Genomic DNA, 25,543 nt, shown 5'->3' on the forward strand with positions numbered 1-25,543 from the left:
AAGATCAAGCTGAACGATTCCAAGAACAGGTTTATGCAAAAAATAAGGTAATTATAAAGCAGTATAATACAACATTGATACAATATACACTTTTAATTTTAATTGATTTTGAATGGATTATATATTACTAATTTTAGATTAGGAGTACTAAAATATAGTTAATTTAAAATTATATAATAGAGCTATGAATAGTAATTCTTATATAATAGTTAAATACTCAAATATTTAGTACTTCACTATTATATAATTTAATAAAACATTGTAATACTCTACAATATATGTTCTACACTAAATTAAAAATTAATATAATCTCAATATTTAATAATAAAACTATAATGTATTATTAATTTTAAAGTTGAATACTATTAAAATAGTATTTTAAGTTAAAAATAAAAATATAATATTAAATTAAATTTAAAATTTAATAGATATTATAATAAATAACAATATTTTTTAAATAGAGAATTTCTAAAATTAATTAAAGAAAAAATTAGATAAAATATACAATTAGAATTATATAATATATAAAATTAATTTTATTTAATAGGATTCATAGCAGGAAATAAAATTACATCTCGGATAGTATTACTGTTAGTAAATAACATAATCATACGGTCAATACCAATACCTAAACCAGCTGTTGGTGGTAAACCATATTCTAGAGCAATTATATAATCTTCATCATATAACATTGCCTCATCATCACCTTGTTTTTTTGCATAAACCTGTTCTTGGAATCGTTCAGCTTGATCTTCTGCATCGTTTAGCTCAGAGAATCCATTACCAATTTCACGACCGCCAATAAATAATTCAAAACGGTCAGTAATGCATGGATTTTTATCATTACGACGTGCAAGGGGGGAAACTTCTAATGGATATTCAGTTATAAAAGTTGGCTGAATTAATTTTTTTTCTGTAGTTTCGTTAAATATTTCACACTGAATACGACCTAATCCCCAATTATCCTCAATTTTAATATTGAGATATTTAGCAAATTTAGTAACTTTATCTAAATTCTCTAAATCCTCTATAGTAATATCTGGACAATAGAGATTAATAGCCTCTTTTATTGTCATTTTTGTAAAAGGATTATTAAAATTTAAAAACTGATTACCATATTTAACAATACTACTACCTAGAACTTCTTGAGTTACAGTACGAAACATATTTTCAGTTAAGACTATTAAGTCCTTATAATCAGCGTAAGCTATATACATTTCCATCATAGTAAATTCTGGATTATGTCGAGAAGATATTCCTTCATTACGGAAATTACGATTAATTTCAAATATACGTTCAAAACCACCTACAACTAAACGTTTTAAATATAACTCTGGCGCTATACGTAAATACATATCCATATCTAATGTATTATGATGAGTAACGAAAGGACGTGCAGAAGCTCCTCCAGGGATTACTTGCATCATAGGTGTTTCCACCTCTATAAAATCTTTTTTCATCATAAAACTACGAATAGCTGCTAATGTTTTAGATCTAATTAAAAAGTTTTTACGAGAATCTTTGTTAGCGATCAGATCTAGATAACGTTGGCGGCAACGAATTTCCTGGTCTACTAATCCGTGAAACTTATTTGGAAGAGGTCGTAAGGCCTTAGTTAACAAACGAATACAAGTACAATGAATCGATAACTCACCAGTTTTAGTACGAAAAACTATTCCACGCGCGCCAATAATATCTCCTAAATCCCATTTTTTAAACTGGTGATTATATAGACCTTCTTTGAGATTATCACATGCAATATATAGTTGTATATACCCCCCCATATCTTGTAGAGTTACGAAAGAAGCTTTCCCCATAATACGTCTAGTCATAATACGACCAGCAACAGATACTTCAATATTAAGATCTTTAAGTTCTGTTGAATTTTTTTTATCATATAAAGTATGTAATTTATCCGAGAGAGAATCACGACGAAAATCATTAGGGTAAGCTATTCCTTCTTGACGTAATATTAATAGTTTTTTACGACGTAACTGTATCTCATTTTTAAAATCAAGTACCTTCTTAGCACCTTGTAATTCTTGTTTAGACATATTATTTTCTCATAACCCGGCTTTTAAACTTGACTCAATAAAGATATCTAAATTACCATCTAATACACTCTGTATATTTCGTGTTTCCACACCAGTACGTAAATCTTTTATACGAGCATCATCCAATATATAAGAACGGATCTGACTCCCCCAGCCTATATTAGCTTTATTATTTTCTATCACTTGTTTCTCAATATTTTTTCTTTGTCTTTCACACTCATATAATTTAGCTTTAAGCTGACGCATTGCTTGCTCTTTATTTTTATGTTGAGAGCGATTATTCTGACACTGTGTCATAATATTTGTAGGGATATGAATAATACGTACTGCGGATTCTGTACGATTAACATGCTGTCCCCCTGCACCAGAGGCTCTATATACATCAATACGCAAATCTGCTGCATTGAGCTCAATATTATTATTATCAGTTACTACTGGGTAGACAAAAGCAGAGCTAAACGAAGTATGACGGCGACGAGAGGAATCAAAGGGACTCTTACGAACTAAACGGTGTACTCCAGTTTCAGTACGAAACCAACCATATGAATAGTTACCGGATACCTTTACAGTAGCAGACTTTAGGCCAGTAACTTCACCATATGACTCTTCAAGAATTTTAGTTTTAAAATTTTTAGTATCTGCCCAACGCAAAAACATACGCAACAGCATTGCTGCCCAATCCTGGGCTTCTATTCCACCTGACCCCGCTTGAATATCTATATAACAATCATAACTATCATACTTACCGGAAAACATACGATTAAATTCTAACTGTAGTAATTTATATTCTAACTGCTTTAGGTTAACTGTAACGTCATGAAATACATCTTTGTTATCATCTTCGACAGCTAACTCTAACAAAGCTGAAATATCATACAGATCCTGAGTTATTTGACTTAAAGTATGCACAATATATTCTAAAAAAGCAGACTCTTTAGTAAGATCTTTTACTCTCTTTGGTTGATTCCAAATATATAGCTGTTCAAGCTCAGTTTTTAATTCTTCTAGACGTTCTTTCTTTACATGATAATCAAAAACACCTTCTAAGGACTTCTGTCCGTTTAGACAAATCCTGAATACGACTTCTTATTGAATTTATTTCAAACATATTTTATACATTCATTAAGTGTATAAAGAAAGTACTATTACCTATAATAGTAGTAGGGATCGTTAAAACAAAAAAGTAGTACATAAAAATTATTAACTATATCTAATATAAAATAATATCAATATTTTATTTCAAGTATCTTACTTATTCAGAGAGAAGGTGATACATATACAAATGTATATTGTCTATTATAATAGACCTATTACTATGATTATTACTATAAATATAGTATTTAAATACTATAACATTTTTTAATAACTTAGTTTAATAAATATTATATATAACCTAATTTTTTTATTTTAATTTTTTATATAATAAATATATAAATATTTTATATAAGACAGCTAAAAATTAAAATACTAATTTACTACTGTGAAGTTTTAAACTTATGATTAAAAATATAATTTTATCATTAATTAAAAAAATATTCAAGAGAATAAATTATAAATTTTTATAAATTAGATAATTACATTTAAAGTAATAAATTTTACTTTTACCTCTTAGGTATATATACATTATCTTTAACTCTTAAATTATGAAGTAATATAAATATTTTTTAGTACTAACATCTAGTATTAGATATATGAATCTTATATTATATAATAAATAATATTTTTTCGTAATTTTTTCTTTTCTTTATCTAAAATTTTCAGTATTTTTTAATAATTAAATGATATAAAAAATAATCTATTACATGTAGGTATTTTTATAGAATATTTACTGTATACGATAAATTCTTCAGTACGTCTTTTTGTATAAAAATTGATAGATAATTACTTTTAATGAATAATTAAATACTATTTAATAGCTATTATGAAAATATCACTATTTTAGCTTATTTAGCTAAACAATACTACACCCTAAATTAAATTTAATTAATATTACATGCATTACCTCTTAATAAGATATGCATGTATTTAAATTTAATAAATCAAGTTTTAATTAAGTAGTGAGAATAATTATTCTTGCTAAATTTATTTGGATATGATTTTCAATATTATTATTTAATTTTAAAATACCTTATTTGAGAAATAAGTTCTTAACTTTTAAATAAAAGTTTAATGATATAATTTTAATTATATTAAGGAAATATTCCTTTAAAAACTATTATAGAATAATATCATTAATTTTTATATAAAATATATAAAAATTAATGATAATGTTAAAAATTAGATATTTTAAGATTAGTATCTTAATTAAATTTCATATTAGTATATTAGTTATTAAACTATATGATTATTTGAGTAATATATGATATAATATTTATTAATATATTACTGAAACTATATAAAACACATGAAGTTTAACAATACTATTGGATCTTATTTTTGATAAAATATCTTATAATATAACACTAATAAATTAAAATTTTATATTTAGTAAAATAAAAATAATTTTATTTATTCTGCTATTAAATATTTTTTACAACTTTATAGTCCTTACAAACTATAAGTATTTATTAATCAATAAATTATTTTTAAAGTGTAGTGCATTAAAAACAAACATTGTATATATATAATGTTTGTAGGAACAAAATATATAGTAAATATAGATGATAATTTAAATTGTACCATATTTGGGTATACTGAAAAAAATACATTTTATAAAGTTTATATATATTTATTTATATATTGTTAATACTAAATTAAAAATAATATAGATATTTATCTAATTGGACTATTTTAATAATTTAAAAATTAAGATAAGTAATGTAGTTAGTAAAAAAAATATTTTAATAATTAATATAATATTATACATATATCTAATATATTATATTATTTTAAATATCCTATAAGATATTAAAAATTTTTTCCTAAAAATGCTTCGTAGTTCATTCGTTTAACTTATTAATCTAAATAAAATTTTAACTGAGCAACGTTTTCTCAAAATTAGTATAACTAAGATATTATCTTATATGTAAGATACTCACAATAAAACGTATAAGTATAATATTAAATCTATTTTTACATTTCAATAATATATTAGTAACTTTTTTTAGAAACTATCTATACCACTTTTACTACACATAAATATTATTATAGCTTTAGTATTTCTTTTTATATATAATGTTTTATATAAAAATACAATAACATTCACTATAATAACCCCCCCATGTATACTTAATAGTATGATCAATCTGTATTACTTTTGTTTGTAATGCATTACTGAAATAATATATATCACAACATATTAAAATCCTATTTGTTATTAAGTAATATTTCAATTAATAATAAACAACTTTAAAATAGGATTGTTATAATCCTAGATTAAATTTACTTGAATAAATAAAATACCTAATATTATGATAGTAAGATTGTATCTTTTCCAATAATATAACCTTTATTAAATCCTGGTGTATTAATATCAAGAAACTTAGTATTAATTTTCTATAAAATTATGATAACTTCTTTAATAAATTGGCGTATATGCTTTTAGCATAAAATATATTATATATACCGAACTAAGAAACATCATACTAGTAAAATACCATAAAAAATATATATTTTTAAAAATTAAATTTTTTTATAAAGATAAAAACATATCCTGTAAAATTTAGTTTTTGAATATTATTCAAAATAATATTCTATATAAATAAAACTACAAATATAATCAATAAATAAAATTCAATAATGTGATGATAGGTTCTTGGCTCTATATTTTTAAAATCTTATTTTCAGTTATAATATTTTTTAAAATGACTTATGTAGTCTTTATTTTATTAAAAATAATTTAAAAATAATAATCATTAATAAAATAAAATAATCTATTTTAGATTCTATCTAATAGAACAAAATCTTATTTTTAAGATATAACATATTTTATAATTAATAAAAGTTATTATATCTAATATTATAAATTAAATATAGTATTAAATATAAGAATAACCGTATTGATATAATAACTTAATATAATAATAGGTTTAATTATGAATTAATAAAAAAAATTTATATCTATATTGTATATATACAAAATTATTTTTATATAAGATTTAAATTATATTTTTTTAATAAAACACTATAATGTAGTTACATTATCAAAAAAAATATTTCTTTAAAAACCGCATGAAATAAAAATAAACATCAATAAAAATTTTCACTCTTATAATTCTTAATATATTAGTATTACTATACTGATATAACTAGTATAAAAATCTATCTATTGTAGAATAATGTCTGTAAATTAATAGTGCGTAATCTTATTGTACATTATAAGTGAAAAAATTCTGAATATAATTTAAAAATTAGTTAACCAGTAATTATTTCATTAATGATTAATTAATATTAAAAGATTTTATCTTAAGATAAAATGACCTTAGTTTTTAATAAATTTATTTATTCTTATATATTTAATATTAAGGTAGTTCAATTCTTAAAGACATAATACAAAATTACTTTTTATTTTTATATAATATTTTATATATGTTATTATCTCACCATATTAGTAATGATCATGAGTCATTAAAGCGGTATTTATCTAAATATTTAGATACGTGAGGTATTACACTCTATAATATAGGCAAAATATAATGATAATTATAAAACATGAATATATTAAATATTTTTAAATATTTTTAGGTAGTGACTTTTATAAAAAATACTCTTACACTAAAAAATATAAACTAGATATTATCTACTCTAAATAATGAATTATTATAGAGTAATCTCTTATTATTAAGTATATTTATATTTATTTAAAGATAACGAGTAAGAACAATTCTAATATAAATACAAACTAGTAATACTACATTTTAATAATATAATATATTTAGTTTACTAGATATTTATTCATAGTTATATAACTATACTAGAAATATTTACTAATAGTAATATTTTATCTTATACATTGTACGATGTATAACATTTTTCTATACCAGAAATCTTCTCTTTATAGTTAAACTGTTTATAAAAATAATTTAAAATATTACAGTATTGTACATCTTTAATCTTACTGAGATATTTCCAAGATCATACATGACTTATATTAATAAAATATCATAAATATATATTCATATTAGTTAATGTATAAATAAGCAGGTATGCTCTATTTATATTATTTTATAATTTTAAATATATTTATATATATTATTTATTCATTTTAAGTAAAAATATTCAAATTAATATTAATCACTATATTTTATTCTTATATATATTTTATTAACAAATTAATTAATAAAATTATTATTTAAATATAATTAATAATTTATTGAAAATTATTAGCTAACTATAATCTATTTATTAACAGATGAAATATAATTCATCTTGTATTATACTAATTTGTAATTAAAAGATTATAAAATAACTAACCTGCCGTTAACATAATTAATAAAATATATTATTTTCTTTATAACTACCGCACTAATATTTAATTTAGGGGATAATATAATAAATGGATCTTCATGTAATTAAATATTATATAAAAAGTCATTCTTATAATTATTTTTTTATATAAGTTACTAAATATTTAATCTAACATTAAAAACAATATACACTATATAGTTTGATAATACTAACTCAAATAAGATACTTATAATGATGTAGCAAAAAATTTAAATAATATTCCATGATTGATTAAATAAACTAACAATTTTATTATGATTAAATTATTGTACAACTTATAATACTAATATCTATATTATATATAATAAATACCATAGCTTAATACCGCTACATTATAATTTTTTGATTATAATCATTTTTATATAAATAATCTATAAAGATTAAAATATATTATTTAATTTTTATTTGCTTTTGATAGAGTAAAAACAACATCATTACAATTATTATTGTAATAATATATCCTATATAAGTAAACATAAAATTAGCTACAATATATTAAATTTTATTTTACTTATTAGATGCTTGAAAAAATATAAGGACTAGAAGTTTTTATTTTAAACTTTTTACATATAGTGAAATATACTTCATTTAATATTTTAAAATATGGATATACTAGATGTTAAAGATCTTTAATACACTCACTGGTAAAAAAGAAGAATTTAAGCCCATTGATACTAATCAAGTAAGTATGTATGTTTGCGGAGTCACAATTTATGATCTCTGTCATATAGGTCACGGACGTACTTTTGTCTCTTTTGATATTATTGCACGTTACTTATGTTATTTAGGCTATAATCTCAAATATGTGCGTAATGTAACTGATATAGATGATAAAATTATTAAACGTGCAATAGAAAGTAACGAGACTTGCAATCAACTAACACAACGCATGCTCATTGAAATGCATAAAGACTTTGATGAGTTAAACATTATACGTATAGATATTGAACCAAAGGCAACTGATCATATTCCTGAAATAATTAAGATTATAGAAAAACTTATTTTACGTAAACATGCATACATTGCTAGTAATGGCGACATAATGTTTTCTGTAAATAGCTATCCTAATTATGGTTTACTATCTCGTCAAAATCTTAAAAAATTACAAATAGGTAAACGTGTAAAGATTATTGATATAAAACATAACCCCTTAGATTTCGTACTTTGGAAAATATCAGAATTAAATGAACCTCATTGGGAATCTCCATGGGGGGCAGGACGTCCAGGATGGCATATTGAATGTTCAGCTATGACTTATAAACAACTAGGATCCCATTTTGACATACATGGGGGTGGTGCAGACTTAATGTTTCCCCATCATGATAACGAAATTGCCCAGTCTAGTTGTGCCCATGATGGTCCTCATGTAAACTACTGGATTCATTCTGGTATGGTAATTATCGATCGAGAAAAAATGTCTAAATCATTAGGTAATCACTTTACTATCCGCGAAATTTTAAAAAATCACGATGGTGAGGAGTTGAGATACTTTCTACTGTCTAGTCATTATCGTAGTCAACTAAACTATAGTCCATATAATCTTAAGCATGCCCGATTAGCTCTAGAACGTCTATATACTGCACTACAAGGCACAGATCCTAATGTTAAACCAGAAAAAGATGGTGGATGTTTTGAAAAACAATTCCGCGAAGCTATGGATGATGATTTTAATACACCTAAAGCTTTTTCAATACTATTTGATTTAGCAAGAGCAGTAAACCGCTTAAAATCATATGATATGACTCGTGCAAATGCAATGGCAGCTGAATTACGTAAGTTAGCAACTATCTTGGGGTTGTTAAAACAAGATCCAGAAATTTTTCTCAAAAAAATTATATATACCTATGATAATCAGTTTGCTTTAATCGAAAAAATGATTAAACAACGCCAGGATGCACGTATAGCAAAAAAATGGGAAACAGCAGATTCAATACGAGATAAATTAAATGATTTAGGAATCATCCTTGAAGATAATTTCAAAAATACTACTTGGCGGGGTAAATAATTTGTATTTTAAAATAAATTAAATATTAGCTAACAAAATTATAAAATAATTATATAAATACCCATTAATTAAGCTATATCTGTTTTTATATTTTATTAAAGATTATTTTAGTAGTGAAACTATATGGATAGATTGTTATTTTTTAAAAAAATTTATATTATTTTGTATATTTTACTATCATTTAGTAAATTACTGATGTAATTAATAAAAAAAATTTATTACTATTTATAATCAATTTATTTTAATAATTAAAAGTCTTTTTAATGGAAGATATAGGTTATATAAACTATAGCTATATTTTCTGCAAAATACTTATTTAATTAATTATAATCAGTATTAGTACAAAATACTAGAATTATATTATTAATTGTTTAATATAATCATTAGTAGTATAAGATTACTTTTTATATTTCTAAGGGAAGATTACTATATATCTATATATAGATATATGGTAATCTATTAATATTTTTAATATAATGTACCTTACTCGATATGATGATAATACTAGTATAATTACATATATTTAGAGAATTTCAATATTTTAAAAAAATATTTTATAAAATAATATAGTTAATACTTGAATTAACGATATTATTATTACGATAATACTAAGGATAATATATCTAAAAAATAAAATTAATAATCTCTTTTAATCTTTATTAATTATTTAAGAGATATATATTATTATTATAATAACTTAATTAAATCTATATTTTATATCAATACATAACGTAATATTATCATTAATTTTTAAATTTTTTGGAGTTAAGCGGGATCGAACCGCTGACCTCTTACATGCCATGCAAGCGCTCTTCCATCTGAGCTATAACCCCAGAAAAATATTAGTATTCCAAAAATTAAATAAGAACAATCTACTGCGCTATAACACACTTTATTAAAAAAGCATTACGTTTTTATTAATAAAGTGTGTTAAAATACTCTTCTATAAAGAGCGATATCATCTATAACTAAAGTATTATTTATTTAAAAATATCTACGATTACTACCATAGATAAATAAGCTTATATATTCAAATAAATAATTGCTTTATGTAAAAAATATATTTAAAATTATCTTCTTTATTATAAGAAGTTATTATATCAACAATAAATAAATAATAAGAATTATATAGTATTTAATATATTTATGTAGACTATAGTAACATATGTTACATAACATAAAAAGAGTAATTATAAAGAATTAAACAAGATACTAATGTATTTTTATATTTAACTATTTAAGTATATTTACTTTATAAAAGTAGTATTTATACAGTCTTAGTAACTCAATATCATAAAGAATATATTACTAATTATTATCTATATTTCATTTTAGATTAAGACCGTATCTATACTTAGAATAATACTTGTATAAAAACTCAATAAATATTTACTAATAAAAAATAAATAAATAAATACTAATAACTATTAAATACATGGACTTTAATGCATAAAAATATATTTTAAATTAAAACTATAAACTTCTATAAACTAGTAAATAAATATAGTGTAATAAATTATTTAAGAATAACAATACCAAACATACTCTCTTAATAATCCTCTATATATTGAGTTTTATATCTTACAATTAGTTTAATAATAATATTTTATAAAAATATCTACTTAATTTGTTGTATAACATAAGAGATTCTATCTTTTAATAATTTACATTAATTATGTATATAAAAATCCTTATAGTTAATATATAATTAATAATCAACATATGACTTACTTACTTTAAAAACATTAAAATATTAAAATAATTACGATTTTGTATCGTAATTCGTACAAAATTAAGAAACAATAAATTTATTGAATAAATTTTAGTAAATAATTATAGTATTTAGGATTAATAGAGTTAGATACTTATCTCTATATTCAAATAAATAAATTAAAATAATACACAGTGTATAATTATATTATTATATTAAATAATATAGTATTCAAAATATCTATAAAATACTCTTATAAAACTTAAATTATAAACTTTAATATTTTTTGTTACGTGAGGAATTTTAATATATATAAAAATTAACGCTGTTTATCTGTTTATTTACTTTATCTTGTTTATCTTAAATGAATAGAAAATTAGAATAATTAAGCTAATAATAAAGGTTCCTATTAACTTAAACAAGTTAGCCCCTATTAGGGCAATAACGCAAAAAATACAGCCTAATAAAGACATTATCAAATCAAGTATATTTTTTATCTTAAAATTATCTAAATATATTAAGTTAACACAGGAATAAAAGTACGGTATAATCGTTAATAGTGCAGTCATCCCTGTTAGTTCACCAAACAAATCCGATATTCTACCACCTTTAGTATCTAAAATAGTAATAATTATCATTAACAAACTCATTTTTATTGCTGATAAAAACAGACCTTTGCGTGGAATACCATATCGATCAATTTCACCATATACTTTTGGAAAATTCCCATTATGTGCAGCGCGAACACCTGCTTGACCCACCAACATAATCCAAGAACCAAGTGAACTTAAACAAGAAAAAAATATAAATATTGAAACTAGTATACTTGCCCAATTTCCAACTATTCTAGAACTAATCATTGCAAATGGCGCTCCAGATGATGCGATCATAGAAGCTGGGTATATACCAAAAATAACTTGTGTAGCAGATATATATATTATACCAGCAAGTAGTGTTCCTAGTATAGTCGCAATAGGAATGTTGCGTTTAGGATTTTTCACAATATTAATATTAACTACAGCAGATTCCACTCCAATAAAAGACCATATACACAATAAAATACTATGAACAATGGCATAATAATTTGTACTACCAGAAGTATTCCAATTTGCTTGATAAATAATAGGACTAAACCAATACCACCCATAAATACTAGTACCAAGAACTGGAATTAGTACCATTAATAAACCCACGATAGTTAACCTACCCACCCACACTCCACCAAGCATATTTACAAAAGTAAGAATCCAAATAATCAATATACAAGTAATACCTGCAGGTATTGGATGATTTAAAATTAAAAAAAAAGTTGAAAGATATGATACAGCTGTTATACAAATGGCAAGATTACCTATCCAGTTTGCATGGTAATATAATACTCCTGCTTGAAAAGAACAAGCAGAAGCTATACCTGAGCTAGAAATAAGACAACTACCATTATAAGGGGTTTTTATTGTAAGTCTAGCATACACATATGCTATTGCCATTGCTCCGATCAGAGCAACTATCCAACCAATAATAGAGATAGAACCTAGTTGAGCAAGATTAGCTGGTAATAATGCTATTCCACTTCCCATAATATTACCAGCAACAATGCTAGTACAAGAAATTAGTCCAATTTTTTTTGCATATACCATAAAATTTCTATCCCTTAATAATGATTAAATTAGATTGGTAGAGATAAAAATATTTATTTTAAATTAGGAGTAATATATATTTTTACGAGAATATTATAGTACAATAAATATGATTTTTGATCATATTTATTGTACTATAATATTCTCGTAAAAATAGAAATATTGATATAATCAATTATTAATACCAGTAGTATCATACTACAGGATTTCATTAATAAACCTATTATATCATCTTTTATTAAACTTAGAACTATAAAATCAGTAACTAAATTTAGAAAAATATTTATTTAAATATTACTCTTAATTAATATAATTTTATGATATTTCTACGTAAAAATATCCAGTATAATTCTTAATTATTATTTGATAAAATCTTTCTATTAGAAAAAATTGCTATATTTAAGATTATTTTCTGTCTTGAAAATCCCAAAAATAAAGCCTGTGTTTTAATATGAATTAAATCCTGGTAATGACTATTATTAATTAATCAAATATCTAATAGATTTTAGAAAAAAATTATTTACAATTACATACTTAATTATCTTAATAAATTAATTATATTTAAATAATTGTATTAATAAAATATAACATTGCATAATAAAGTAAGTAGATGTTTTTATTAAAAATAGTAATACTTTTAACATAAATCATGTCTTTTTTTAGATAAAAAAACATTGCTATATTTCAATATAAGTTACAATCATTTGATGATAAGAAAATATTGTTTTTATAAAACATAAAATTTAAGACGATATCCTCTTCCATATAATATTTGTACTGTCTGTAGTTATACTTCAAAGTGATTATGTTAGTATTTATTATAAATCATTCATTTAGTTAACTACTTAATATAATATTTTATGCTCATTTTAGTTTATTTAATCAACTAATCTCAGAGTTTTTAAGGTAGTATATTTTAGATATATAAGACATTTTTTAATATATTTAATATATAATGGCTGTACTATATTTGATTAATTTTCAGTGTATTATTCGTTATTAACACTATAATCATTCTTTATATTGTATTTAATATACTACATCCATTTTTATACTTAGTAAATTCTTCCTATAATAATAGTTTATATATTTATAATAGAACAAATAATTCCTTAGAATCTAAACGCTTTATTTAGTATCAAAAATAATATATAACTATTTATTTATATAAATAAAAATATATAAAAATTATATTCTGTTATATATTTATATTATATAAATAATAAAATTAATTTATTTAGTCAAGTACTATTTAAAAAAATACAACTACTAGTAATGTCTTATAAAACTAATTAAATTATAATAATATCACCTTATATTATTAAATTTATATAAATTTATCTGAATATTTATAACTTATAAGGTAATAAGTTATAACCTATATTTATAATATAGATCATTTAATAAAATTTTAGAATAACTATTGTTTTATTATAAAAATTTAACAATAATAATGAATAATTTAATATAGACCCAATGAAATAAAAATAAATATCACTCAATAATTTATTGTAAGTACTTAATTTTATAATGATCTTAATTTATTTCTAGCAAGAGATGTATTATTCTTAATAATTATTAAAATTAAGAATATAACTTTATTACATATTATTGTTTAATCATTTAAATTATATTGCTTTAAACTTACTTAGTTAATATAATATAATACATAAAATTACTATAGTTTAAAACTATAATCAAGCTTCCGCATTAGCCAGGATAACCACGGCCAAAGTACACCATTTACTATACTATTTAAAAATAACTCTGGATGAAAAGATACATGTAGAATACTAAATTCTCCCCAAAAAATTATTACATCTACAGCAGCAGTTAAAAATACTACTAGTAGAGAATGCTGCCATAATGGTATATTACGGAATATTTGAAACTTAAATGCAACTAAGTAAGCTAGTAAGCTAAACGCTAATGCATGTATACCTAGTATTGATCCCAAAATCAAATCCCATATTAAACCGACCATAAAACCCGTCCCAATATTAACATATTGTGGGTATTCTATTACCCAGTAAATTAAAAATAAAGCCAACCAATTAGGACGTAATATCATTAGTGCATGGGGCCACGGTATAATTTGTAGAATAAAAGCTAATAAAAAAAATAACCAAATTATCCAATATCTCTGCCTTTGATACCCTAACACTAAAACCTCCTTTAATGCTAATACCGCATAAAAAGTTATTCATATAACATTAGTAGGTTATTTTACTATATATTAACATCCACAAAAAGTTTAATATTTAATAGGGTAAACTTAAGATATAGTATCCATAGATAATCACCATATTAGATCTTACCCTTAGCTACATAGTACCATCTGCATTAAGCGTTCACTAGCTATACGATGCACTTCATCTGCTGGCATAATATGATTATGATCTACCCCCCATAATAGTAATAGATAACGTAAACGCTGTAGACCCGCAGTTGGATGTGCTTTTATAACAGTATATGCATGTTGATTGTCAGCCTTTACTGAAGAAACAATAGCAACTGGATATCCCTCTGGAAAGCGTCCACCTAAACCAGAAGTAACCAGCATATCTCCAACCCTAATGTCTGTATTAATAGGTACATGTGCAAGTGTTAGATCATAATTATACCCGTTTCCTATAGCTAGTACACGTATATCATTACGTAATACTTGAATAGGTAAGGAATGTGATATATTACAAATAAGTAGAACACGGCTAGTAATTTTACCAACAGCTACTACTTGACCAACTACGCCTTTATCGCTAATAATTGGTTGACCTAAATATACCCCACTACTACTACCTTTATCTATTACTACTTGAGCACTATAAGGATCAGGTAATGTTAATAGAACTTGAGTTATCATTTTATGCTCATCATGACGCAAGGATGAACCTAATAATTCTCTTAAGCGCGTATTCTCCTGTTTAAAATGATTAAGTAATAGAATATCACTATTTTTTAATAATAGTTCTTGACGTAATGTTTGATTTTCTGATTTTAATTCTTTACGGGTAGCTAATGTATGAGACACTCTTTCTATAATATTAATAGGTCCATTTGAAAAAAAATATAATGGACTTACAAGTGTATCAAGGTAATTATGGATATACATAAAAGAACTCAAATGAGTATCTGTAATCACTAATCCTATTGCAGCAATTACGGCTATTAAAAGACGTGATTGTGCAGAAGGATCTCTAGTAAAAATTTGCTTCATAAAATTTCTTCTCTCCTAGAGATTAAGAAATAAGCATTTTTACTTAAACTATATAAGCAGTTTTGATGATAAATAGAGTAAGAAAATTATATAGTTACTACTAACTAATAATTATTCTTCACTAAATAAATCACCACCATGCATATCAATCATTTCTAATGCTTTTCCACCACCACGAGCTACACAAGTCAATGGGTCTTCAGCAACTATAACTGGAATACCAGTTCTTTCCATTAATAGATATTCAAAATTACGCAATAGTGCACCACCGCCAGTTAAAACCATACCACGTTCTGAAATATCAGAAGCTAACTCTGGTGGACACTGTTCTAAAGCAACCATTACCGCACTTAAAATACCAGTGAGAGGTTCTTGCATAGCATCTAGTATTTCGTTAGAATTCAATGTAAAACCACGTGGTACACCCTCAGCTAGATTGCGACCACGAACTTCAATCTCCTGAACTTTATTCCCTGGATAGGCATAACCTATACCGTGTTTTATTCGCTCAGCAGTTGCCTCACCAATCAGTGAACCATAGTTACGACGAACATAATTAATAATATATTCATCAAAGCGATCCCCTCCAATACGAACAGAAGAGGAGTAAACAACACCATTCAAAGAAATAACTGCAACTTCGGTTGTACCGCCACCTATATCAACAACCATAGAGCCTGTTGCTTCAGACACTGGTAGCCCCGCACCAATAGCTGCGGCCATTGGTTCCTCAATAAGAAAAACTTCACGTGCACCAGCTCCTTGAGCAGATTCACGAATAGCACGACGCTCAACCTGAGTTGCACCCACTGGGACGCATACTAGAACACGTGGGCTGGGGCGCATAAAACTATTACTGTGTACCTGTTTGATAAAATACTGAAGCATTTTTTCAGTTACAAAGAAATCAGCTATTACTCCATCTTTCATAGGACGTATTGCAGCAATATTACCCGGAGTACGACCCAACATTTGCTTAGCTTCATACCCTACTGCAGCAACACTCTTCTGAGAGGATCCCATGCGATCCTGGCGAATAGCTACTACAGATGGTTCATTTAATACAATACCCTGTCCTTTTACATAAATAAGGGTATTAGCTGTACCCAAATCAATAGATAAATCATTTGAAAAAATACCACGAAATTTTTTAAACATAACTAAAGGATAATCCTGAAAACTAGAAAGAAATAAATTTATCTACTATACCTAAAATATCGAGTAGTAATTAGATCGGAAATATTTTATCATTACCGTAAAATTTCAATATAATTGCATTTATATTACTTTTAAGGTCTATATCACAAGTTTAATAAAAATATTATCTTAATATTAATAATTATTCAAAAAAAACTACTAAGGTAGTATTTTCATTAATAATTACAGTATAAATAACTATTAAAACTAAATTTAAGAGAATATTTTATTAAACATTTAATTAACGTCAATAGTATTGTTACTGTGTAACAGTATACTTTATATAAAATAGTCTATTTTTACATACAAGTAGAATTAAATAAAATATATAACTTTATTCCTAGTATTTTACATAAATTGCACTCTAATAAATATTAATTTTATTATTTATAGTTAGATTATATAAAAGATTTAATGGCCAAGTTTATTTTTAATAAACTGACCTGTTTAAATAAAATGGTCTATATATTTTTTTATTATTCATCGAAATAATAACATATTAAGTAATACATTACTCTAACTATTAGTTATAACTAGCGATTACTTTTTATCTAAATAATATATTTTATAAGAGCTATGATCACAAGTTCAGATAGAATGGGTTTACTAAAAATCATTTATTAATCACTTATAATTTAATACCATCTAATATATATTAAGAAGAAGTACAATATATGATATTTTATATCATCTTATTTAATTTATTATAATACTGATATATTAAGTAATTAAAAATAATAGTTAAATATTTTTAGCATTAGTAAGATATAAATAAAGACTATTATAACTTTATTCATAGAAAGAAGATAAATTATTAATAAGAAATATAAAATATTTAACATATAATATATATATGATATAAGTATTTTACTGATAATAATTTTTATTAGATTTAGAACTAAAAAATACAAGTAAATACAGTAACATCTAGTAAAAAAAATATGACTAACTTAGTTTTTATATGGCTCTATGAAACTAGTATTGTTTATAAGCAATTATATAAATTTTAATTAATTATCAGATGAAACCCTATACGCATTAATAATAATTATTGCTATTAATATAAAAATTAACACTATAATATAAAAACATAATACTAAACATAGTACTAATAATGTTTTATCTTATTTAAAAACTAAAATTCTAAAAAATATAATGTATAATTTTACTAAAATTAATATTAAATAGCAATATATGATTACTATCATTATCTCTATACTATCCATGAAATAATTAATAAAAATAGTAAATTAAATTATTAGAAGTTTTGCCTCTAAAATCGTATCTATATTACAGTATATAATCTCATAACATCCTAAAATATACTATTTAAACTAATTATTAGTTATTTTATTAATTAGCTAAATCAAGACCTGAAGTAATAAAATAAAACATTTCATCTGAAATATAGTACTTTAAAACCCAATAAAATTTACCATTTAAATAAAATGTATTTCATAAAGACTATTAATAATATTATATGTTATAATAAAATTATATTAACTTAAACTTAGTAGTTACAAACTAACTATTAAATATTTCTAATTAATTCATAATAATACTAATCTTGAATATCAATACTAGTGACTAGCAATCATCTAAAGTGAAGATTAATTAACTAGATTTACCTTTAAGTGTATGGTACTATGATGCTTTATACAGTATGGTGATAGTATAAAATATACTATATTTTATATAGTACAATATAGTTAGAAGTATTAAAAACATTTACTTGTACAATACATAATACTTTAATATTAAAAATTGTAATACAATTTATTTATAAATCTTTATTTTAACAAAAATATAAAAATAATTTTATAGTATATATCTACTTATTATAAACCTAAAGTAATAATATTTATGCAAAATATTAATTTCTTATAATTGATATAGCTATATTGTTGTAGTATAAAATTAATGATACTAATCATATTTCTAATAAATATTCTAATCAACTTTATTAAATTTTATTCTTAATAGTAATAAGATAGATAATCTATTACAGTATTTATGATATCAGTATTAATAAATAGTTATTTATATCATTAGATATATGCTTGCTATATAAGCAAGTATTAATATTTTTATATTAATAACCATGTTGTTAGAGATAAAAACTAATGCAACATAAATTAGCCTTCTATATTTTATCGCAAAATTTTTAAATAATTTAATAATGTAGGTACAATTAGAGAAAATACAAATATATAAATGATTAACCATAGTAATAAATCATATTTTACTACATTTTATATGGTATAAGAATAGTGTAATATTCTATAAATAGAATAACTTATATTAACTAATTAATAGTTTATAGTGGCATTTATCTAAATAAATAGCTACCAAATATCATGTATAGCTATTTTTATAAAAAACTATATAATATAACAATTCATCTTTTATATTTTTGGGATTTATTTAAATAAATTCATAAGATTAAGTTAAATATATTACAGTTAGTAGTTACTAGTTGCACTATAAAATAGTGTTCTAAAAACTGAGAAGTAATATATTAATGTTAAAATTATTATTTAATTATAAAAACTGAATAATACCCTAAACAAATCTAAAATATCTTAAAATAAGTCTATTAATACATTATACTTATAAAAGTATAAGTCTAATTAACTAAAAATAATACAATCAAAATTATCGATGAGTATCATAATAAAGAATATCTATATTCTTTATTTATTTATAACCACAATAAAACTGAATATATATTCATTACGTAAAATATTATTTTTCAAATAGTAATAATATACAAATAAAATAATTATTAAGAACAAAAATGTAATATACATTAAACCATGTAATATTAAATATTAACAACTTGCTTAATAAGCATTAGAAGTAATTAATAGGTAATAAGTAAAAATTAGAGAATATATGTTAAAAATGCTATTACTAAAAAAATCAGTAATAGTTTAAAAAACTCTAGATAATATATCTAACTAAATATAAATATATAGCTCTTAATAGCTTAGTAATATTGCTATAATAACTTATAATTCTATAATCCTTAAATTTGATTTATTTCAATTTAATTATAACTGAAATAATCATTTCAATAATATTTATTATCTAAATTGAGATATTTATTTTCTTACTAAGGCACAAGGTTAATAATAAGATATTCAGTTATTTAAATAAAAATCACAAAAAATATTTAATATTTTTGTTTTAAATGATAGAAATAATTATGAATTATGGTGATAATATTAGTTATATTAATACCTATATAACTAAGCAAAATTAATATTTACTTTTCCATAACATAAATAAAATACAGTCACTAAAGATATTATCTTTAATAGTTATATACTTTTATTATAAATAGTCATTATACTAAATAGTAATATCTCTTAAATGACCACTCTTATCTAAAATGAAGCTTATCATAACTCATGAATTGCTTTAAAATATATAAAATTAATATCATACTTAAATTTTACTAAATAGTACCCTCATTAAATATAACCATGAATAGGGTAATATAGTAATTATTATTCAATATAGTCTATGTAATAATACTTTTAATATACTAGTAATACTCTTACTATCAGACAGTACTAGAGTATTCTGTATGAATATAATCCTCAAAACACTTATATAATTTACTTTTATAATGTAGTTATCATGAATAAGATCATTAAATATTATTTATATCGAAAAAATAATAGCTAAATATATATCATAGTAATATTACAACAATAAGAATGCATGATTTAATCAGTTACTAACAAATAAAAAAATGTTTATATTATATATTGTACTAAATAATTATACTATATTCAATATAAAACTATAGGTATTATGCTAAATGTTGAAATATAATATTAAATATATAGAAAAGTAGTTTTCTTTATAATGTAATAAAAAATTTTATCTTATAAGTACAATAAATTTTTAAAATAAGTTATATCTTTGATGTATTTCACAAATAATAGTGAAACATTACCTGTACTACCAATAATATTGGTAGTACAGGTAATACATAATTACTAGTTTTCTTTTTTATTATTAATGTAAATAATTTCTTATATATTTTTGAATACTCTAGAGATTATACTTTATCATGTAGTAAGTATAACATTTTATTAACTGTAGTATCAAAACTTAAATTAATTAATTTTAATAATTACTGCTATTGTTATAAGATATTTAAAAAATAATTAATTTTTTATTTTTAAAATAAAAGACTACCTAATATATATGGTAATATTAAACATATTATTTTACTTTTATTAAAGATATAATTTTCTTAAAATAAATAATAATATGATAATAGTTATTTTTGAATAATGATCATATTATTAAGAATAAAAGTATTAAGTAATATAAAGATAACTTATAAATTATTGTCAATATTTTATGTAATTTTTTAATTAAAAATATATTATTCATTATACAGATATAGAATTATATCTTATTTACAAAAATTAAAAATTTGTTATAAAATAAATTAATAAATTTTAATATACTATATATTTTATTAGTAATAAACTAAAAATTAGGAAAATATTATATGCTAGTTTTGACTAACCTATATCTAGGTTGTTACTTTCACGCACCATTTTAACTCTAAGTAGAAACACTATGTTTAAATATTTAAGTGATAGATTATCGAGTTCATTACGTAATATCAGCGGTCAAGGCAGACTCACCGAAAAAAATATTAAAGATACTTTATGTGAAGTACGCATAGCCTTATTAGACGCAGATGTTGCTCTACCGGTAGTGCATGATTTTATTGCAAATGTACAAAAATATGCTTTAGGAAAAGTAGTAAATAAAAGTCTTACCCCCGGTCAAGAATTAATTAAAATAGTAAAAAAAGAAATGGCAAAAGCTATGGGGCAAACTAATAATTCACTCAATTTAAACACCCAACCTCCAGCCGTAATTTTAATGGCAGGATTGCAAGGTGTAGGGAAAACAACTAGTATTGGTAAACTTGGTAAGTTCTTAAAAGAAAAGTATAAAAAGAAAGTTTTAGTAGTTTCTGCAGATATTTACCGTCCTGCAGCAATTACACAGTTGGAAACTTTAGCTAAATGCGTACAAATTGATTTTTTTTCTTCTACAACTCAAGAAAAACCAATTACAATTGTTAGTAAAGCATTACAATATGCCAAACAGAAATTCTATGATATTTTGATCGTTGATACAGCCGGTCGTTTACATATCAACGAGGCAATGATGAATGAAATTAAACAGATCCATACCGCTGTTTGTCCTGTTGAAACACTGTTTGTTGTAGATGCTATGACAGGTCAAGACGCAGCAAAAATTGCAAAATACTTCAATGAAATATTACCGTTAACTGGAATAATATTAACAAAAGTAGACGGTGATGCTCGTGGGGGTGCGGCTTTATCTATACGTCATATCACCGGAAAGCCAATTAAATTTTTAGGAGTTGGTGAGACAACCCAAGACTTAGAACCATTTTATCCCGATCGTATAGCTTCTCGTATTTTAGGTATGGGAGATATATTATCACTTATCGAAGATATTGAAAATAAATTTGATCGTACTCAAACTGCTAAATGGGCAAAAAAAATAAAACAAGGTAACCCTTTTGATTTGACCGATTTTATAAAGCAACTCAAACAAATACGTAATATGGGTGGTATTTCCTATATTTTAGCAAAAATACCAGGTATAGGACAATTACCAGAAAATATGAAAGATCAGTTAGATGATAAATTTTTATTACATATGGAAGCAATGATTAATTCGATGACGTTCAAAGAACGCTCTAATCCAGATATTATCAAAGGCTCTCGCAAACGTCGTATTGCAAATGGTTCTGGTATGCAAGTTCAAGATATTAATCGCTTACTTCAACAGTTTGATAAAATGCAACGTATGATGCAGCAAATGAAAAAAAACGGTTTTTTAAAAAAAAATATGCATAGTATAAAAGATATAATTCCGCCAGGTTTTTTTTAAGTAAATTATAGTTTATTTAATTAAAATTAATAATTGTAAATAAACGTCAGATTATCTTTGAATAATCTTTATAATAAAAGAAGTAAAAATTTTAATTTTTATATTAGCTGAGGAACTCATGGTAAAAATTCGTTTAGCTCGGGGGGGGTCGAAGAAGCGTCCATTCTATCAAATCATAGTAACCGATAGCCGTAATGCACGTGATGGAGGTTTCATAGATCGAGTAGGATTTTTTAACCCGCTAGCAGTAGGTCATGCAGAGTATATGTATTTTGATTTAAAACGCGTACACCATTGGATTAACTTAGGCGCTAAAATGTCTGATCGTGTTAATAAACTAATTAAAAATACTAATAAAAATAATACATCTATATGCAATGAATAAACAATTTACTAACCCTATAATAATAGGAGTAATAGGTGCTCCATTTGGTATATTAGGTTGGGTTAGATTATTCTCTTTTACTGAAAAAATAGAAAATATTTTTAAATATCAACCGTGGTTTATCCAAATTTCTATGAAATTACAATATGTTGAGATAGAAAATTGGAAAAATAGCAAGTATAGTTTAATTATTAAATTTAAAGGATTTAATGATAGAAATAAAGCACAGATTTTAAATAATTGTAATGTTATAGTGGAGTCTTTAAGATTTCCAAAACTGGAAGATGGAAATTATTACTGGAAGGATCTTATAAACTGCCAAATAGTTACTACCAAAGGATATAAATTAGGTAATATTATTGGTATAATAGAAACTGGCTCTAATGACGTTATGGTTATTAAAAAAAATTTAAAAGATAAAGTAGGTATTAAAAAACACTTAATCCCATTTATTACTGGACAAGTAATTAAAAAAATAGATCTGATTACGCATATTATTGAAGTAGATTGGGATCCTAATTTTTAATGTATAATTTGTAATTATCTTAGATTTTATAGAATATATTTCTATACTGATATGATATGGATGAAATTATGTGGATTGGAGTGATTAGTTTATTCCCTGAAATGTTCCGTGCAATCACTGATTACGGAATTACCAAACGGGCTATAAAAAAAGGCCTTATCGTTATACGACTTTGGAACCCTCGAGATTTTACGTACCATAAACATCGCACTGTTGATGATCGACCTTATGGTGGGGGTCCAGGAATGGTTATGATGGTAGAACCTTTAACGAAAGCTATTCATGCCGCTAAAATAGAAGCAGGAGTAGGAGCTAAAATTATATATCTTTCGCCACAAGGACAAAAACTTAAACAACAAGATGTTTGTAACTTAGCAAAAAATAAGATATTAATCTTAGTGTGCGGTAGGTATGAAGGTATTGATGAACGTATTATTCAAACCGAAATAGACGAAGAGTGGTCAGTTGGCGATTATGTATTGAGTGGTGGTGAATTACCTGCGATGACACTTATAGATGCAGTATCACGATTTATTCCGGGAGTTCTAGGTCATCCAGATTCGGCTAAAGGAGATTCATTTATTAAAGGTTTACTAGATTATCCACACTTTACTCGTCCTGTAAAACTATATGATATGGAAGTACCATCTGTTCTACTATCTGGAAATCATGAAAGTATTCGTCTCTGGCGTTTAAAACAGTCACTAGTACGTACATGGTTAAGACGACCTAAACTTCTAAATAACCTAGATCTTAATAAAGAGCAGACCCAGATATTATCTGAATTTCTTAAAGAAGATAAATTACAATAGCAATAATATATATGTAAATATTAGGATTTTTATAAAACTAAACTTTATTTAAATATATTAAATTAATACACCCTAAAGTAAGAGATAGTTATGAGTAATATTATAAAAGAGATTGAACAAGAGCAAATGAAACAAGGTATACCTACATTTCGTGTAGGAGATTCATTAGAAGTAAAAGTATGGGTTGTTGAAGGTTTAAAAAAACGTCTACAAGCATTTGAAGGAGTGGTTATTGCAATACGTAATCGCTGTAACTTACACTTTGCATTTACTGTTCGTAAGATTTCTAACGGAGAAGGTGTTGAACGTGTTTTTCAGGCTCACTCACCTCTAATAGAAAGTGTTTCTATAAAACGAAGTGGTGCTGTTCGCAAAGCAAAATTGTACTATTTACGTGAACGTACTGGTAAATCTACTCGTATAAAAGAGCGTCTTGGACGGATAGATACCAAGTAGTATTTTAATATTTGGTGTTATTTGTATACTAAAATTAATAAAAAATAACACAAACAAGTCTCTCTCTATCCTAGAGAGAGACAGCATTATTTTTTATAAATAAAAAATAAAGGTAAAAAAATTAATAAATTTTA

At 23.7% G+C, this 25,543-nt stretch carries 12 protein-coding genes and 1 tRNA gene; 6 read left to right on the forward strand and 7 right to left on the reverse strand.

Features of this window, described 5'->3' with window-relative positions:
- Positions 1 to 536: 536 nt before the first annotated feature.
- Complete coding sequence (gene lysS, locus K0T98_RS00005; RefSeq protein ID WP_225639381.1) at positions 537 to 2,054, reverse strand: lysine--tRNA ligase; 1,518 nt, start codon at positions 2,052 to 2,054, stop codon at positions 537 to 539.
- A gap of 9 nt (positions 2,055 to 2,063) precedes the next feature.
- A protein-coding gene (gene prfB / locus K0T98_RS00010) for a peptide chain release factor 2 (protein WP_225639382.1) occupies positions 2,064 to 3,162 on the reverse strand; the annotation gives its coding sequence in 2 pieces (ribosomal slippage) (positions 2,064 to 3,095 and positions 3,097 to 3,162; 1,098 coding nt in all).
- A gap of 4,953 nt (positions 3,163 to 8,115) precedes the next feature.
- On the opposite strand from prfB, the gene cysS reads away from it, so the two are divergent.
- A complete protein-coding gene (cysS, locus tag K0T98_RS00015; protein ID WP_225639383.1) occupies positions 8,116 to 9,504 on the forward strand; it encodes a cysteine--tRNA ligase in 1,389 nt (462 codons plus the stop codon).
- A 760-nt stretch (positions 9,505 to 10,264) separates the two neighbouring features.
- Here cysS and K0T98_RS00020 read toward each other — a convergent pair.
- From K0T98_RS00020 to K0T98_RS00040, 5 genes are all read right to left on the reverse strand, one after another.
- Positions 10,265 to 10,337: transfer RNA gene (locus K0T98_RS00020), tRNA-Ala, on the reverse strand.
- 1,219 nt (positions 10,338 to 11,556) lie between these two features.
- Complete coding sequence (cadB, locus tag K0T98_RS00025; RefSeq protein ID WP_225639384.1) at positions 11,557 to 12,852, reverse strand: cadaverine/lysine antiporter; 1,296 nt, start codon at positions 12,850 to 12,852, stop codon at positions 11,557 to 11,559.
- A gap of 1,678 nt (positions 12,853 to 14,530) precedes the next feature.
- Complete coding sequence (gene mreD, locus K0T98_RS00030) at positions 14,531 to 15,016, reverse strand: rod shape-determining protein MreD (RefSeq protein ID WP_225639385.1); 486 nt, start codon at positions 15,014 to 15,016, stop codon at positions 14,531 to 14,533.
- Between the two features lie 156 nt (positions 15,017 to 15,172).
- Entirely contained in the window at positions 15,173 to 16,069 is an 897-nt protein-coding gene (mreC, locus tag K0T98_RS00035) for a rod shape-determining protein MreC (protein WP_225639386.1), read from the reverse strand.
- A gap of 111 nt (positions 16,070 to 16,180) precedes the next feature.
- On the reverse strand, positions 16,181 to 17,227 hold the full coding sequence (locus K0T98_RS00040) for a rod shape-determining protein (protein WP_225639387.1): 1,047 nt from the start codon (positions 17,225 to 17,227) through the stop codon (positions 16,181 to 16,183).
- Positions 17,228 to 21,871: 4,644 nt separating this feature from the next.
- Between K0T98_RS00040 and ffh the strand changes: the two genes are divergently transcribed.
- The 5 genes from ffh to rplS all read left to right on the forward strand — a co-directional run bounded on the left by ffh (position 21,872) and on the right by rplS (position 25,409).
- Positions 21,872 to 23,230 (forward strand): signal recognition particle protein, encoded by a 1,359-nt coding sequence (ffh, locus tag K0T98_RS00045; protein ID WP_225639388.1) that lies wholly within the window; start codon positions 21,872 to 21,874, stop codon positions 23,228 to 23,230.
- 118 nt (positions 23,231 to 23,348) lie between these two features.
- The gene (rpsP, locus tag K0T98_RS00050; protein WP_225639389.1) at positions 23,349 to 23,615 is read left to right on the forward strand and encodes a 30S ribosomal protein S16; all 267 of its coding nucleotides are present in this window, start codon (positions 23,349 to 23,351) and stop codon (positions 23,613 to 23,615) included.
- A complete protein-coding gene (gene rimM, locus K0T98_RS00055; RefSeq protein WP_225639390.1) occupies positions 23,608 to 24,141 on the forward strand; it encodes a ribosome maturation factor RimM in 534 nt (177 codons plus the stop codon). Before rpsP ends, rimM begins: the two co-directional genes overlap by 8 nt.
- Positions 24,142 to 24,209: 68 nt before the next feature.
- Entirely contained in the window at positions 24,210 to 24,953 is a 744-nt protein-coding gene (gene trmD, locus K0T98_RS00060; RefSeq protein ID WP_225639391.1) for a tRNA (guanosine(37)-N1)-methyltransferase TrmD, read from the forward strand.
- Positions 24,954 to 25,043: 90 nt separating this feature from the next.
- Positions 25,044 to 25,409, forward strand: coding sequence for a 50S ribosomal protein L19 (rplS, locus tag K0T98_RS00065; protein ID WP_225639392.1), 366 nt, complete (start codon positions 25,044 to 25,046; stop codon positions 25,407 to 25,409).
- The last annotated feature ends 134 nt before the right edge of the window (positions 25,410 to 25,543 follow it).

The sequence above is a fragment of the Candidatus Profftia sp. (ex Adelges kitamiensis) genome (genome assembly GCF_020342455.1).
Lineage (GTDB): Bacteria > Pseudomonadota > Gammaproteobacteria > Enterobacterales > Enterobacteriaceae > Profftia.